Source organism: Roseobacter weihaiensis (genome assembly GCF_020622345.1).
Classification (GTDB): domain Bacteria; phylum Pseudomonadota; class Alphaproteobacteria; order Rhodobacterales; family Rhodobacteraceae; genus Roseobacter; species Roseobacter weihaiensis.
Map to the genome: position 1 here is coordinate 165,584 of NZ_JACNMO010000008.1, position 15,571 is coordinate 181,154.

The window sequence follows — 15,571 nt, forward strand, 5'->3', positions numbered from 1 at the left end:
CACCTCTGGCGTGCATTTCAATAGTGCTGTAGCCTGTCAATAATACTAGACATATTGATGTACTATTTTTCGAACACACTTTTGCCGTGTGTTGCACCTGTATAATACGTGCGACCCATCTACAAGGAAACCGCGCCCATGAACCAGTATCTTACCGAAGATCAACTGAAAGAAGCGCTTGATACCTGCGCGTCCGAACCGGTGCATATTCCCGGAACGGTTCAGCCTTTCGCTTGTCTCGTTGCCTGCACGGCGGATCTTGGCGCGATTACCCATGCCAGTGAGAATTGCGAACACCTGCTGGGCCTCAACCTGGGTCAATTGCTGGGAAAAGACGTAGAGGAGGTGTTTGGAAGCAAGGTTTGCCACCAGTTGCGAAATGCAGCGTCGCGGCCTGAGATCAAGACAAAGCGGGTTTCATTGGGGGTAGAGCAGATCGGTGAAGCCGCTTTTGAACTGAATTGTTTTCGCAGCGCCGAGTACTTGGTGCTCGAAATCGAACCCTCGCTGGACGACACGTTTGGCGGCGGCGACGCATTGGAAACAATGGGTTTTTTGCTCCCCAAGCTCCAGAACTGCAAGACCCAAGAAAGCCTTTTTGATGTAACGGTCGATTTGATCCGCCATGTGACCGGTTTTGATCGCGTGATGATTTATCGCTTCGATTTGGATTTCAATGGCGAGGTGATTACGGAGAAGCGGCGCAGCTCGATGCAGTCGTTTCTGGGGCTGCGCTTCCCGAACTGGGACATACCGCGTCAGGCGCGCGATATCATGAAAAAGATCCCGTTGCGCTTGATCAGCGATGTCAACCAGACCCCGCAACGGCTGATGTCGGCAATACCCAATCCTCCGGCCCTGGATATCACGCTGGCAGCATCGCGTGGCGTTTCCGAAGTGCATATCGAATATCTCAAGAACATGGGCATCCAGTCTACGATGACCTTGAACATCAGCGTCGATGACAGGCTCTGGGGCATTATATCATTGCATCACCGCAGGCCCAAAGTCCTGGCCCCCAAACTGCGCGAATTGCTGGAAAGCTTTGTTCCCCTGTTTGCGTCCAAGGTCCTGTCATTGCGGCAAAAGGAAACGCTTGAGCGCATCCGAAAACTGGATGCGATCGTCGTCAACAGCAACGACCGGAATAGCGATGCGGAGATCAGTCTCGCCGAGATTGCCCCACGCATCCTCAACGATATCAGCGCCCACGGCATTGCGTCGATCAGCGCCCACAAGACATCCACGTTCGGTGCGGTGCCGGATGCGGCCGTCTTGCAAGAAATACTGGATTGGGCCCAAAAGCAGGATGGCGATGTTGTCGCAACCGAGGCCCTGGGCCAGACCTTTTCAGAACCCCAAGGTTCTCTCAGAGGCTGTGCGGGGGCCTTGGTGGCCAAGGTGTCCAGCACCAAGGTCATCTGCGTCTTTCGCAACGAGACTGCGCGCGAGGTTGCTTGGGCAGGGAGCCCGGAAAAGCGCGCGGAAGTTGTGAGCGGCGCGCTCCGATTGTCCCCGCGCGGGTCATTTTCGACCTACCTGGAAAAGGTGCGAGGCACGAGCCAGGCCTGGTCCGAGGATGACATCCACTTTGCAAGACATGTGCGAACGCTCCTGCATGCGTCCGAAACCCAATTGCTGTTGAACAAAATGAACCGCCAGCAATCGCTGATGATTGACGAATTGAACCACCGCGTGCGGAACATTCTGGCGCTGGTGCGCTCCGTCTCCCGACAGGCGCGCCGGCGCTATGGATCGCTGAACAGCTATGCTGCTGCCATGGAAAGCCGGATCAGAGCACTTGCCGCCTCGCATGAGCTAAGTGCCGGGTCCTTGGTTGATCCCGTGTCCGTGCACAACCTGATTGAGCGGGAGTTTGAACCCTATGGCAGCACCGCAGGACGTCAGACTTTTATACGTGGTCCGGACAGAAACCTTCGGGCTGACATCGCGCCGATTTTCTCGTTGGTCATACACGAATTGTCGACCAATGCCGCCAAATACGGTGCCTTGTCTGTCGACGCCGGCAAAATCGATATCAGACTGGAAACCGACCCGGAGGGCATGCGCATCACGTGGAAGGAGACTGGGGGTCCAAGCGTAGCGGTTCCAAACGACACCGGCTTCGGCACCGCGATGATTGAACAGGCCTTTCCCCATGAGTTCGGAGGCACCGCCCAGTTAACCTTTGCACCAGATGGGGTGCTTGCTGAGTTTTTGATCCCCCAAAGCCATTTTGACGATGTTTCGCCGCCCAGCAGTCAACCCTTGAAGCCCCCCCTGGTCACGACAAAGGTCAAAGCATTTTCCGGAGCCAAACTCTCCGCGCCGGTTCTGCTCCTGGAGGATAACTTCATCATCGCACGCGAGATGAAGGACCAGCTCGTTGAATTTGGCGCGGCCGAGGTGGAAGTCTTTTCCAATGCAGCAGACGCCCTCGACTTTCTGACCCACGATGAGGTGTCACTGGGGGTGCTGGATATCAATCTTGGCCGGCAGCAAACAAGTGCCGAGGTCGCTCAACAGCTCGAAGACCTGAAAATCCCATTCATATTCGTTTCCGGATATAGTGAGCATTCTGAGATGCCGTTGAATTTTCCGAATGTGCCGTTGCTTACCAAGCCGGTTTCAAATGATGAGTTGCAGAATCTTCTGGCATCCCTTTTTGATTGAAGCGCGGGTCCAGCACCAGTTTGTGACGCTTTCAGTGCTGTTCTGAAGCATTTTTGACGGTCCTGGTTCTGGTCAGGACGATCCTGCGGTGCTCCTGCTCAACTCGATCACACTTGGCATTTGCATCTTACGGCTCAGAATTGAAACTGTTGAAGTATTTCTTTGAACGCCCTGACGGTCAAGCCATTGGCAATCGACTGCATTACCCTTCAAAAACAAATGCTTATCCCTCGGAAAACCATCTTATCTTCGGCCTTCAGAGAAGCCAAGACAACAGCACCACGTAGAAGCGGCCCGTTTTGAGAAACTGCCCCGCAGCGCCTGGTGGATCGGTCAAGGTCCGGTCTGCGCCGTCCTTACCGACGGCCGCGAGCCACCAGGTGAACTCCGATCCGGGGTAAAACCATGCCCGGATGCCGCGCGATTATTCCTATGCCCTGTCCAAACCGGTCCGCCAATACTGGTGTTGCACCGCCAATGATCCTGCTTATCGTGAAAGCGAGAGACTGCAGGGCCTCTTGCCGGGCGCGCATCAACCTTTCGGAGACAGATTTATGGAACATCGTGAGCCGTCATTTACCCTAGGGGTTGAGGAAGAATACCTTCTGGTAGATGCCGAAACGCTCGAACTTGTCGAGGTTCCTGAACCGCTGATGAAGGAATGTCTTGCGCATCTGGGCAAGAGTGTCAGCCCAGAGTTCTTGAGATGTCAGATCGAGGTCGGGACCGGTGTTTGCGATACTGTCGCGGACGCACGCGCAGATCTGTCGAACCTTCGGCGAACGGTCAAAGAGCTGTGCAACGGCTACGGCATGACGCCCATTGCGGCATCCACGCATCCGTTTTCAATGTGGCAAGAACAGGAATTTACCGACAAGGAACGGTACCGGGATTTGGAAAGGGATCTTGCTGGGGTCGCCCGTCGGATGTTGATCTGTGGAATGCATGTTCACGTCGGAATTGAGGATGATGAACTGCGCATCCAACTGATGAATCAATTCAGATATTTCCTGCCTCATCTGCTGGCACTATCTACATCCTCGCCGTTCTGGGAAGGGCGGGAAACCGGGCTGCATTCCTACCGGCTGACTGTCTTTGACAATCTGCCACGCACCGGGCTGCCGCCTTCCTTCACCAGCTTTGCCGAATACCAACGCGCCGTTCAGACCATCATAGATACCAAGGCAATCGAAGATTCGACGAAGATCTGGTGGGATCTGCGACCCTCCGCCCGGTTCCCGACGCTGGAATCACGCATATGCGACGTCATGCCAAAGCTGGACGAAGCGCTCGCAATCGTGGCCCTGACCCAAAGCCTGATGAAGATGCTCTATACGCTTCAGCAACAGAATAAGCAGTGGCGACATTTCGACAATTTCTTGATCGCCGAAAACAGATGGCGCGCGCAACGCTACGGCTTGCAAGGAGGCTTGATCGACTTTGGTACCGGCAAGGTTTCGCCCCCCGAAGAGATGCTGGTCGAGTTGATCACGCTGGCTGAACCGCATGCCAAAGACCTGAAGTGCGATGATGAGCTTGGTCGCCTGCGCAACATGTTGAGCAATGGTACAAGTTCCCAACGCCAAGTGGCTACCTACAACAATGCGATCAAGGTCGGCGAAAGCCAAGACATCGCTTTGAAAAAGGTCGTGGCGTCCCTGGTTTCGGAATTTGACGCAGATATTTAAGCAAAATTCGTGGCAATCGGGAGCAGCTGGTCGGAAGCGCGAATGTCGAGGTGAGAGTCTTCCAGCTCGTCGCCTGCTCGGATGATCTCGGCCGCACGTATGAAGTCCGCTTCTGACGGCTCATAGCCTGCCGCTCTGATGGTCTGCTCTAAATCGGCATTCAATCTCAAGCTGTTTCGCTTGTCGATCAAGCGCTGCACAGTCGTTTTTTTTGAGCCAGTTCGGTGGTCAACTCAGAAATCTGCGTCTGAAGGTCCCCGAGTTCCGCTTTCTGTAGTGCCAGCTCCTCCTGATCCGAGGCAACTCGGCATAGAATGCGGGAACATCCCTCCAGTGCATTGCCTTGTGGTGTTGTACCTTTTGTTTGACCTGCGGCAGCACACGAGCATCGCGGATTGTTGTGACTGGGTTCTCGCCGTCGCGAAAGCCTTTAGACTTTGCAACATCCAGTACCGCCTTGCTCCGCTGCGCCAATCGTTTGGCGGTCTCATGCTTCTCCGTCCACACAGGGAGCAGCACCTGCAGCACCTCGGGTTGACCGACTTCTGAGACCGGCAAGCGACCTATTTTCGGGAAAGCATAATTGGCGAGCGTGTTGATCCAATGCTGGCCGTGCTTAGGGTTCTTCCACGTCGGCAAGCGTTCAATGTGGACCTGACGCGCGATCTCTTCGAAGCATGGAATTTCTTGCCGCGTGTTGTAACGTGGATTTACACCCTGCTTTGCCATGCGTCTGTACTCAAGCGCCCGGTCTCGAGCTTGGTTTAGTGTGACGATGTCAGCGCCGCCCAGACCAAAGTCGGTGCGAAGCGGCTTGTCTTGCCCGTTGCGCTGCCCCTTGACGGTCACCCGCACAATCCAGCGTCTTGCGCCGGATGGATCGACAACAAGGTACAGACCATTGCCATCGCCGTGCCGTCCGAGACCGAGCGTTCGGACCAGATTTTTCGTTAGCTTTCCACTAGTGAAGAGCCATTGAAGTACCACATTTTCTACCACGCAATGAACACAACCAAGTGTAATCGAAGACAAACGGAAGGCAACATCGAAAGAAAATATCTCATAGTAAACAACCCCGTAAGGGGTTGAGTGTATACCAACAAAACTGAATGAAATTGGTGGGTGGCGGAGACGAAGGGATTCGAACCCTCGAGACCCTTCCGGGCCTACTCCCTTAGCAGGGGAGCGCCTTCGACCACTCGGCCACGTCTCCATCGGCGGGTCTACCGCCCGCCTTGTGCGATGACAAGCCCAAATCACGGACCGCTCAAAATTCACAGTAGATTCCCAATTCCCAGGCGTGGCTGCCAAGGGGCGTCTCAATAGGTGAGCAACAAACGGTCATGCACCTGCTCACCTTCAAGCGTCCGCCCCCCCATCTGGAACCGTCGCAGCATGGACTTGCCGGTATTCACCCTGATTTCGCGCGCAAAGAGGTTTTGCGGAATGTCCAAGGCGCAATGATACGCACCGGATTTCTTGGTGCCGTCGATGCTGAGCGCCACCTGCACACCGCGCGCCTTGCAGCGGGCGACCGTGTCGAAAAGCTCTGCCAGATCGAATGACTGGGCCCCGTAGAGAATGGTCTGCGAGTCGGCATAAGGCGGGTCGCAGTAAATCAGGTCCCCGGCCCGTGCAGCGGCCATGGTCTGCTTGTAGTCGGCACAGTGAAACGCGGCCCCCTGCAGACGCCGGTGCCAGATATCGACCCGCTTTGCAAAAGACGCAGGGCTGATCGGATGATGCGCGCCGCATGGGGTGGACATGAATCCGTCTTTCCTGCGAAATCGGACCACACCACCGTAGCAGGCGCGGCTTAGAAACAGGAAATCAGCCCCGTTCGGTGAAGCGTTGTACCGCGTTTTGATCTGTTCGTACTGGGAAACCCGATCCCCGTCAGAGTAGGCATGAAAACGTGTCTCGTACCAGCTTTTCAACAGATCGGGATCACTTCCAAGTGCTGTCCAGATATCAACGAGAGGGGCAAAGACATCTGCGCCAATAGCCTGTTTCGGTGCCAGCGTCGCCATGACGGCCCCCGAACCCAGAAACGGCTCGTAATAGGTCCCGAAATCTGCCGGAAAATACGCAATGATTTCATGGGCAAACTTTTGTTTGTTCCCGACCCATTTCAGAAGCTGCGTCTTGAACGGTGGAACGCTGATCCCAAAGCCTTCCGGCGCGCGACTTTCCGGGTCCGGAGGAACATCCGTTGGGAGCTCTGTATTTTGTTTCACACGATGCGCTGTACCCTCCTGGACACCCAAGAACGGATGAGACGCGATAAACAGGCAATTGGCAATCTTGTTCCACACATTGTGGCGCTCTTTTTCGGCGCTGGTTCGGCATATGATGGAAGCGCGACAAACAGGTCCCCTGCTCGCCGGGATCGGACCGGCGGAAAACACGCCCTGCCGCAGAGCACTTGCACAGGGTTGCTCCTCAAGGTGACATGATCGAAGAGGCCCGCAAGGCGATCATCTGCGCGGTATCTCTGTCACAGCTCCCGAGCTTACTGAAGCCCGCCCCCATGCCCAATGCGCCACACCGAACGGGCCCGGCTTTTGACATCATCCCTCAACGGGCGCGATGGCGCTGATGTCAACAAAACCATAAAGGGGCGTTCTCATGGCAACCGCGCTGTCTTCAGCCGCCAGCGGCGCGACTAGCTTACCTGTCACCATCACCCGCTGACCGTTCAGCCTGCGGCCTTCATCCACCGGGCGGTCGAAAAGGTCGACAACAGCCCCATCCTCCACCGCCAGCAGTACGACGCAGCCTGCGGGTACGGTATTGCCATGCTCATCAGTGACAAGCATCTTATGTGCGGGATTGAACTCTGCCTTATAGGTGCCTGACACACGCACGACGTCTCCTACGTACTTGGCAAGGTCCGACAGGGCAACGAGAGGTGGATCAACGCTCATGCCTTGGCGTGGAAAGTTGTGGCGCGGTTGCCATGGGTGCCACTCTCAAGATGCTCATCATGGAACGTCTGACCCTCGTCCTGACCATACATCTGGAACGTCCAATCCCGGTCGATGTACTCGCTCCCGTACTTCCTGAGCCTGGCGATTTCTTTTTTTCGTGCATTACCCTTGAGGTCTTTTCTCGCTTTTTGAATGGCCTTACTCATATCAACCGCGTATCCTTCAAGAGTGATGTTTTCATCGCCATCCTTGGCAACCACGCCGGCCCAGTGGAAATTCCACGTAAAACCGTTTGCCGTGTAACCGGGCATCTTGCTTTCGGTGACCATCGTATAGGCATCCCCGATATCGGGGTTTGCAAAGCGATTGATCCCCACATGCTTGTCGAATGCGGCGCGCCCCTCTTCACTCAAGGCCATGTACATCCTACGCGCATGATCCGCGCTCCTGGGAGTGATGAAAACAGTTTTTCCGAAAAGTTTGTGTGGAAGCCAGTAGTAATGCACACCCCTTTTCATAAACCCTTCTTTTGCATCGCTCCCAAAGAAGGCTTTAATGGCTTTAGGGTAGAGGTCGTCAGAATAGTCTTTCGGGTTGGAAGAGGCTTTGCTGTCGCCAATCGCTGTCTTGGCTTTTGGAGCTTCCCCGGTGCCCTCTACCCCCATAACGGTGCGGGCGGCACGACCGCAATCGGTCCAGAGCGCCAAGAGATCACTGTCCGTGACACCAGCATTATCAGCAAGCGTACCAGCGTTTATCCCTTTGATTTTTTTGGTTTGCTCGGGGTCAGCGTCCGTTACGGCTTGCTCGCGCAGGTATGGCACAGCATAAGCGACCGTGTGAGCGCCATACTCAAAACTGTCGCCGGACTGCCTCAGCCCAATCGCCGAGGATGCCGCGAGCAACTTGTCGTCCCCATCCTTGATGATGTCAGGTGTCGCAAACAAATCCTTTCCGCCTTTGCCACTGTCCTGAAGCACCGCCGATTTCCAGGACCCGCTGACCCGCGCGACTTTACCATCCGAATTCGGAGGCGAGATCCGGTAGGCCTGCAAGACCGGCCCGGATCTCATCGTGCTTTGAACGCTCTTGTCGGCGACGCGCTGCAACGCGCCCAGCCTGCCGACCTGCGCGCTCGCGTCCGCGGCACGCTGCAGCGCAGTTGCGGGACGACCAACTGCCTGAGAGCCCGGCTGTGTCCGGCGGCCAACAATGAGATTGCGCGCGCGGCGCCTTTCGGATCTGCAACTCATACGAGTATCATAGCCATACCACCCCGATGCCAACAAGTATTCTTTCATCCGGTCACTGGGGCCCGGATGACCAAGCCGCCTTGTGTTCGTCGTAGACTGATCTTTGAGGCGATTGGGAGAAACGGATGCCCATTGAAGGCGATGCTGCCCTGATGGCCCCGATGTAATCCGGGGCAATCGCGGTCAGGTTCTCAACCCTGCCGAGGGGCACCGATTGACGATCTGCTCACCATTCCACGACCTGTTTGACCGTTATTCAAATCCTCTCCCTGAAAGCCCTGCGCCAACAGCAAACCCACCCCTTCATTTGCGTTAATTTCTCCCAAAGCCCATTAAACGAAAGGAAGTGACCAAATTTTCTGCTTCAGAGACATAAATTTTGCTACTTTGGGTGTTGACGCCCTTCTCTCCCCCCCATAATCTCCGCCGGGCATGAAGGAGCCAACGGGCCATGACAGAACTAGTCGTCATTGTGGGAACCAAGCGCATGGGCCGGTAACGGTAGACCATAGTCTGACCCATGCGCCCCCGCCAAAGTCGGGGGCTTTTTTTATGCGCAACTGACAACAGGTCCCGATGCGGACCTACACGGAGAGAACACTATGACACGGCAAATGTCCGGCGCGAAAATGATTGTCCAGGCCCTGATCGATCAGGGTGTGGACACCGTCTTTGGCTATCCCGGCGGGGCCGTGCTACCGATTTACGACGAGGTATTTCAGCAAAACGCGATCCGCCACATCCTTGTGCGGCATGAACAAGGTGCGGTACATGCCGCCGAAGGCTATGCGCGGTCCACCGGCAAGCCGGGTGTCGTGCTGGTGACCTCCGGCCCCGGCGCCACGAATGCGGTCACCGGGCTGACGGACGCCTTGATGGATTCCATTCCGCTGATCGTTTTGACCGGCCAGGTGCCGACCTTCATGATCGGCTCCGACGCGTTTCAGGAGGCCGACACCGTCGGCATCACGCGGCCCTGCACGAAACACAACTGGCTGGTCAAGGAGACCGACAAGCTGGCGGGCGTGATCCACGAGGCCTTTCACGTCGCCACAAGCGGCCGCCCCGGCCCCGTGCTGGTGGATATCCCAAAGGACGTCCAGTTTGCCACCGGCACCTATATGCCGCCCAAACCCTCGACCTCGCATTATCAGCCCAAGCTGAAAGGCGACATGGACGCCATCACCGAACTGGTGGCGGCGATTGAAAAGGCCAAGCGCCCGATCTTCTACACCGGCGGCGGCGTCATCAACTCCGGCCCCGCGGCCAGCCAGCTTCTGCGCGAACTGGTGGCGGCCACCGGATTTCCCATCACCTCAACATTGATGGGGCTGGGCAGCTATCCGGCGTCGGGCGAGAAATGGATCGGCATGCTGGGCATGCACGGGCTCTACGAGGCCAATATGGCGATGCATGACTGCGACCTGATGATCAACATCGGCGCGCGGTTCGACGACCGGATTACCGGGCGGCTCGATGCCTTCAGCCCCAAGTCGATCAAGGCGCATATCGACATCGACCCCTCGTCGATCAACAAAGTGATCAAGACCGACATTCCGATTGTGGGCGATGTGGGCCATGTGCTCGAAGACATCCTGAAAGTGTGGAAATCACGCGGTCGCAAGACCAACGCGGAGGCCGTTGCCAAATGGTGGACGCAGATCGAGGAATGGAAAAAGGTCGATTGCCTGAAATTCACGCAAAAGGGCAAGACCATCAAGCCACAGCATGCCCTGGCCCGTCTTGAAGCGCTCACCAAGCAATACGACCGCTACATCTGCACCGAAGTGGGTCAGCACCAGATGTGGGCTGCGCAGTATCTTGGGTTCGAGGACCCCAACCGCTGGATGACCTCCGGCGGTCTGGGCACCATGGGCTACGGCTTCCCGGCCTCCATCGGGGTGCAGATCGGCCATCCGGACGCATTGGTCATCAACGTCGCGGGCGAAGCCTCCTGGCTGATGAACATGCAGGAAATGGGCACGGCGGTGCAGTACCGCCTGCCCGTCAAGCAGTTCATCCTCAACAACGAGCGTCTGGGCATGGTGCGCCAGTGGCAGGAGCTTTTGCACGGCGAGCGCTATTCGCACAGCTGGTCCGATGCCCTGCCCGATTTCGTGAAGCTGGCCGAGGCCTTTGGCGCCAAGGGCATCCTTTGCTCTGATCCTGCTGATCTGGACGATGCGATCATGGAGATGATCAATCACGACGGCCCGGTGATCTTTGATTGCCTGGTGACAAAGCACGAGAACTGCTTCCCGATGATCCCCTCGGGCAAGGCGCATAACGAGATGCTGCTGGGCGAGGCGGAAACGCAAGGTGTGATCGACAGTAAGGGCTCAGTGCTTGTCTAGCCCATGTAGCATAATTTTTCGGAGCAGCAGTCTGTTCAGCGACCAAATTTCATCTGGCACTGGCTCTTGGCCCGCTTTCGATGGGTAAGTTCTTGGCCGGTACACTGACAGCGTTAGGAGCAGTTGTGTTGTATCAAACTTTGTTTGTCGACGAGGTTCGTAATCTGATCCGCGTCGCAGCAAAACTTGAACTGGATTTTGCAAGTCCGGCGTCAGTCCTTATGCATCATTCTACATTCGGAGGCATCGCCGCTTCCGGTCCTACCATCATATTCTTTGGCTACCCCGATAATGAAGCGGCCTGCATAGAGGTCGCCGACCTCTACGAAATGACGTCCGAAAACAGTATGTTTGTTTGTGAACCCGCATCAGATCTAAGAAACTGGAAAAATTGATGTCCCCCCTAAAAATCAAAAAAGGCGCCACCAGCCACTCCGCTTACAACCTGCGGCCTACGTTTTCGGACGTGATCGAGCGACACACCCTGGCGGTGCTGGTGGAAAACGAACCGGGCGTGCTGGCGCGTGTCATCGGGCTCTTCTCGGGTCGGGGCTACAACATCGACAGCCTGACGGTCGCGGAAGTGGATCATACCGGGCACCTCAGCCGCATCACCATCGTCACTTCCGGCACGCCGCAGGTGATCGAACAGATCAAGGCGCAGCTTGGCCGGATCGTTTCCGTGCATGACGTGCATGACCTCACCGTCGAAGGGGCCAGCGTGGAACGTGAGCTTGCGATGTTCAAGGTTGTGGGGCAAGGTGACAAACGCGTCGAGGCGCTGCGGCTGGCCGATATCTTCCGGGCCAATGTGGTCGACAGCACGCTGGAAAGCTTTGTGTTCGAAATCACAGGGGTGCCAGATAAAATCGATGCTTTTGCGGAGCTTATGCGCCCCCTGGGCCTGACAGAGGTTGCGCGCACCGGTGTCGCGGCCCTCTCGCGCGGGGAATAACCCTACCCGGCAGGAGCGCTTTTTGACAGCGCCGGAGATCGGGCAGTCTTGGGTGGTTTTGTAATCGTGGCAGCTTTTTTCGGCGGTACGACAAAGGGGATGATTTCGGCGCTGATCTGAGGTTTTGACATCTCATTCAGCTCCTGCCGGAGCACATCCGGCAGCGCTGATCCCGCCTTTTCGATCACCAGGCGAGCATTGCTTGCCAACCGCATGGAATGGGACAGTTCCACGTCAAATTGAACGAGATCACCGGCGTCGAAAAAGTCATCTGTCCAGAGAACATCGTCTGACGCATTCACGTAAGCCAGATCGCCTTGATCCTCACACCAGATCACCGCTTTCCGATCCGAAGCGTCGCTCCAAAGCACTACGCCTAACATGATGTTATCCAATCTTAAATTGTTAATTCAACCCTACCAAGAAATTAGATGTCTAGAATACAACAAAAAAGGCACCGTACGCTTGGAATTTGTGTCGCTATCCACTACTATTGACACAGTTATAACCATACATGACGCCAAATAGCATCAGAAAATGATTGGTTCGCGGCCATCCAAGCGTGTATTTTCAAGTCTGGTACAATTTGAGTGCGAATTTAGAGCTAAAGGACCGCCATGCCGATGCCTCTTCGGACACCCGCACAACTGCGAAACATGTTCGGCGCAAATCTACGCACCCTGTCGGAAAACTACCGCTCTATTTCGGCGCTCTCCAGAGAGCTCGGGATCAATCGCACGCAGTTCAACCGCTATCTCAGCGGTGAAAGCTTTCCACGACCGGATGTCCTGGCCCGGATTTGTGACTTCTTTGGTGTGGACGCGCGCGTTTTGCTGGAACCCGTGGATCAGATCACGCGGGATGAGGGGCCGGTCGCCAGCAAATTCCTGAAGGACTTCATGGGCGAAACGGTCCAGGTTGTTCCTGAGGAAGACTTTCCAACAGGGTTTTATCACTTTTCCCGGCGCAGCTTTGTAAGGGAAACCGATTTCGTGCGCGGCCTCGTGCATGTGACCCGGCAGGGCAACAGCACGTTCCTGCGCGGCTATGAGCCCCAAGCCGCGATGGCAATGCAGGGCATTCCTCCCACCCCTGCCGCGCGCGAGTATCGCGGCTTTGTCCTGAAGGTCGAGGATGGTGTCACGGTGATGACGGCCCGGCGCGGCGGGATCACGGCATCGATCAATTACCTCAACCGCGTAACCTCCTTTGAAAACAATTACTGGGTCGGATTTGTCGCGCGAACGGTGCGCGAGAACTCCACCGCGACCCGGATGACGCGGCTGGTGTATGAGCATCTGGGTCACGACCCGACCCGTATCCTGAAGGAAGCCCGCGCCGCCGGATTTTGCCGCTTTGACGCGTTGATCCCGTTTCATCAACGCCTGCTGCAACCCAACGACCCCTTCCGCTGAGCGGGGGTAAATGTCGCCATGAGGCTACTCTGGTCGCTCTGGTGACGGCAAAACTGCGAAGATCTCCTACTGTCGGTCCCGTCCAGCCCGAAGGAGTATCGCCATGGATCACCCTGCTACCGATCTTTCGACTGTGCGCCGTCCGATCAACGACGCCACGGGCCTGCCCAACGCGCATTACATTGACAGCGCGGTCTTTGAAGCGGAAAAACAGGCGCTTCTGTTTGAGGGATGGTCCGGGCTTGCTGTTGCGGCGGACGTGCCGGAGGTCGGCGACGCGGTTCCCCTGACCTTTCTGGGAATACCGCTGCTGCTGATCCGCGACCGCAGGGGCGTTGTCCGTGTCTTTCAGAACATCTGCAGGCATCGCGGCATGATCCTTGTCGACGCACCGCGCAAGATCGACGGCGCGATCCGGTGCCCCTATCACAGCTGGTGTTACTCCACCGAGGGTCAACTGGTCAGCACCCCGCACGTGGGCGGCCCCGGCCGGAACACCCATGACGGCATTGACCGGACCCTGTTGGGGTTGATCGAAGTCCGCAGCCACATCTGGATGGATGTTATCTGGATCAACGTCTCGGGGACGGCCCCCGACTTTGAGGTTGCCAATGCCACTTTGCTGACCCGCTGGAAAGCATTCGACAAACCGCTTTATCACGGCGGGGCGCAGAGCAGCTTTACCCTCGATGTAAACTGCAACTGGAAACTGGCGGTGGAAAACTATTGCGAGAGCTATCATCTCCCCTGGGTTCATCCGGGCCTCAATAGCTATTCCCGCCTTGAAGACCACTACCACATTGAAGAAAAACGGCTATTTTCCGGCCAGGGGACACGCGTCTACCGGCAGATCACGGCGGAAGATGGCACGGTCTTTCCAGATTTTGACGGCTTGGCGGCGAAATGGGCTACGGCGGCGGAGTACATTGCGGCTTTTCCCAACGTATTGCTGGGCGTGCACCGCGACCACACCTACGCCATTATCCTGCACCCTCTGGGGCCGGAACGCACGCTGGAGCATGTGCATCTTTACTATGCCCAGCCCGATACCTGCCCCGCACTGCGAGAACGCAACGCGCTGCAATGGAAATCGGTCTTTGAAGAGGATGTCTTTGTCGTCGAAGGCATGCAACGCGGGCGCCATGCGGTCTCTTTTGACGGGGGGCGGTTTTCGCCTGCCATGGACAGCCCGACGCATTTGTTCCACGACTGGGTCGAGGGTCGGATTGAACACGCCCGCCGTGCCCGTCATGCCGCAGAATGAGCGATCTGGATGACAGGTTGCTTCTGGCACATAACAGGGGCGATGCGCAGGACCTCAGCAGCCTTTATACGCAGGCAGCCGATCAGACGGCAGACACGGACGCAAAGGGGTTTTTCCTGACCCACGCCTATGTTTTTGCGCTGGAGGCCGGGCTGCCTCAGGCCCCTGCCCTCCGGCGGCAGCTGATCGCCATGGGACGCGAGACGCCGCTTTAGCTCTCCTCAATCACCAGTTGCCGGTAAAGATGCCAGGAGCTGTGTCCGAGCCAGGGCAACACGAGAAAGAGCCCCAAAAACCAAGGCAGCATGGCCGCAAACGTCATGACAGCGATGATGGCCGCCCAACTCAGCAGCACGATGGGCGATGCCTTGACCGCCTGAATGCTGGTGATCATCGCCGTGATGAAATCAATCTCACGGTCAAGCAAAAGCGGCAGGCCAATGACAGCGATCGAAAAGATCAAGACCGCGAAAGCCGCCCCCACAGCGGTGCCAAAGGCCAGCATCATCAACCCGTTCGGTGTGAGGAACACCTCAAAAGAGCTTGAAACATTGGTCATGGTCGACAGGCCGAGAAAGAGCGCAAAGATCATGTGGCCGAGAAAGAACCAGAACATGAAAATCACCACCATCATGGTGCATAAGGACGGCAATTGCCGATGGCGCTGCTGCCAGATGACGCCAAAGATGGCGTCGGCAGGCACTTTCAGTCCCGCTTCAAGGCGGCGGGACACTTCGTAGAGGCCAACCGCCAGAAAGGGCCCCAAAAGCGGAAAGCCGATCGCGGCCAGCACCAGCCAGAAGGTGTGCCCTGTCGCCGCCGTCACGGCGGTCATGACCCAACCGGCCAGCACGTAAATTCCAGCAAAAAGCAGCCCGTAGAGCGGCCGCGCCCTGAAATCGGCCATACCGCGCCTGAGCGCCTCCCGCACCATGGCAAATGCGGCTGGCCGCAACTCTGGCGCGCCCATTTTCATCTCGTCTGTGGCAACTGTGTCCACGGTATCCTCCCTGAAACCCTGGTGAAGGAAAGGTGCCGC

General features: G+C 56.7%; 15 protein-coding genes and 1 tRNA gene. 8 read left to right on the forward strand and 8 right to left on the reverse strand.

Annotated features, from left to right (window positions below; translation table 11 throughout):
- Positions 1-138: 138 nt before the first annotated feature.
- Together H7847_RS11550 and H7847_RS11555 are read left to right on the forward strand one after the other, a co-directional pair.
- On the forward strand, positions 139-2,673 hold the full coding sequence (locus H7847_RS11550; RefSeq protein WP_227269637.1) for an HWE histidine kinase domain-containing protein: 2,535 nt from the start codon (positions 139-141) through the stop codon (positions 2,671-2,673).
- Positions 2,674-3,227: 554 nt separating this feature from the next.
- Entirely contained in the window at positions 3,228-4,361 is a 1,134-nt protein-coding gene (locus H7847_RS11555; protein ID WP_227269638.1) for a carboxylate-amine ligase, read from the forward strand.
- Here the strand turns inward: H7847_RS11555 and H7847_RS11560 are convergent.
- From H7847_RS11560 to H7847_RS11585, 6 genes are all read right to left on the reverse strand, one after another.
- The gene (locus H7847_RS11560; protein ID WP_227269639.1) at positions 4,358-4,525 is read right to left on the reverse strand and encodes a hypothetical protein; all 168 of its coding nucleotides are present in this window, start codon (positions 4,523-4,525) and stop codon (positions 4,358-4,360) included. The genes H7847_RS11555 and H7847_RS11560 overlap by 4 nt on opposite strands.
- Positions 4,526-4,589: 64 nt before the next feature.
- Positions 4,590-5,393, reverse strand: a complete 804-nt coding sequence (locus H7847_RS11565) for a tyrosine-type recombinase/integrase (RefSeq protein ID WP_227269640.1) — start codon at positions 5,391-5,393, stop codon at positions 4,590-4,592.
- A 91-nt stretch (positions 5,394-5,484) separates the two neighbouring features.
- Positions 5,485-5,574, reverse strand: a tRNA-Ser gene (locus H7847_RS11570).
- 106 nt (positions 5,575-5,680) lie between these two features.
- The gene (locus tag H7847_RS11575; protein ID WP_227269641.1) at positions 5,681-6,598 is read right to left on the reverse strand and encodes a DNA adenine methylase; all 918 of its coding nucleotides are present in this window, start codon (positions 6,596-6,598) and stop codon (positions 5,681-5,683) included.
- 333 nt (positions 6,599-6,931) lie between these two features.
- Complete coding sequence (locus H7847_RS11580) at positions 6,932-7,288, reverse strand: replication factor A protein 3-like protein (RefSeq protein ID WP_227269642.1); 357 nt, start codon at positions 7,286-7,288, stop codon at positions 6,932-6,934.
- On the reverse strand, positions 7,285-8,592 hold the full coding sequence (locus H7847_RS11585) for a hypothetical protein (protein WP_227269643.1): 1,308 nt from the start codon (positions 8,590-8,592) through the stop codon (positions 7,285-7,287). The genes H7847_RS11580 and H7847_RS11585 overlap by 4 nt, the downstream gene beginning before the upstream one ends.
- Before the next feature lie 554 nt (positions 8,593-9,146).
- Here H7847_RS11585 and H7847_RS11590 point away from each other — a divergent pair.
- From H7847_RS11590 to ilvN, 3 genes are all read left to right on the forward strand, one after another.
- Positions 9,147-10,898 carry an acetolactate synthase 3 large subunit gene (locus H7847_RS11590; protein WP_227269644.1) on the forward strand — a complete coding sequence of 584 codons (1,752 nt, stop codon included), beginning with the start codon at positions 9,147-9,149 and terminating at the stop codon, positions 10,896-10,898.
- A 92-nt stretch (positions 10,899-10,990) separates the two neighbouring features.
- Complete coding sequence (locus H7847_RS11595; protein WP_227269645.1) at positions 10,991-11,293, forward strand: hypothetical protein; 303 nt, start codon at positions 10,991-10,993, stop codon at positions 11,291-11,293.
- Positions 11,293-11,853 (forward strand): acetolactate synthase small subunit, encoded by a 561-nt coding sequence (ilvN, locus tag H7847_RS11600; protein ID WP_227269646.1) that lies wholly within the window; start codon positions 11,293-11,295, stop codon positions 11,851-11,853. The genes H7847_RS11595 and ilvN overlap by 1 nt, the downstream gene beginning before the upstream one ends.
- Before the next feature lie 2 nt (positions 11,854-11,855).
- Here the strand turns inward: ilvN and H7847_RS11605 are convergent, their stop codons facing one another.
- Positions 11,856-12,236 carry a hypothetical protein gene (locus H7847_RS11605; RefSeq protein WP_227269647.1) on the reverse strand — a complete coding sequence of 127 codons (381 nt, stop codon included), beginning with the start codon at positions 12,234-12,236 and terminating at the stop codon, positions 11,856-11,858.
- Positions 12,237-12,470: 234 nt separating this feature from the next.
- On the opposite strand from H7847_RS11605, the gene H7847_RS11610 reads away from it, so the two are divergent.
- From H7847_RS11610 to H7847_RS11620, 3 genes are all read left to right on the forward strand, one after another.
- Positions 12,471-13,268: a helix-turn-helix domain-containing protein gene (locus H7847_RS11610; RefSeq protein WP_227269648.1), complete on the forward strand. Its 798-nt coding sequence runs from the start codon at positions 12,471-12,473 to the stop codon at positions 13,266-13,268.
- A gap of 103 nt (positions 13,269-13,371) precedes the next feature.
- Complete coding sequence (locus H7847_RS11615; protein WP_227269649.1) at positions 13,372-14,532, forward strand: aromatic ring-hydroxylating oxygenase subunit alpha; 1,161 nt, start codon at positions 13,372-13,374, stop codon at positions 14,530-14,532.
- Positions 14,529-14,747, forward strand: a complete 219-nt coding sequence (locus H7847_RS11620) for a hypothetical protein (protein ID WP_227269650.1) — start codon at positions 14,529-14,531, stop codon at positions 14,745-14,747. Before H7847_RS11615 ends, H7847_RS11620 begins: the two co-directional genes overlap by 4 nt.
- Here H7847_RS11620 and H7847_RS11625 read toward each other — a convergent pair.
- Positions 14,744-15,508, reverse strand: a complete 765-nt coding sequence (locus tag H7847_RS11625) for a DUF2189 domain-containing protein (protein ID WP_227269672.1) — start codon at positions 15,506-15,508, stop codon at positions 14,744-14,746. The genes H7847_RS11620 and H7847_RS11625 overlap by 4 nt on opposite strands.
- Between the last annotated feature and the right edge of the window lie 63 nt (positions 15,509-15,571).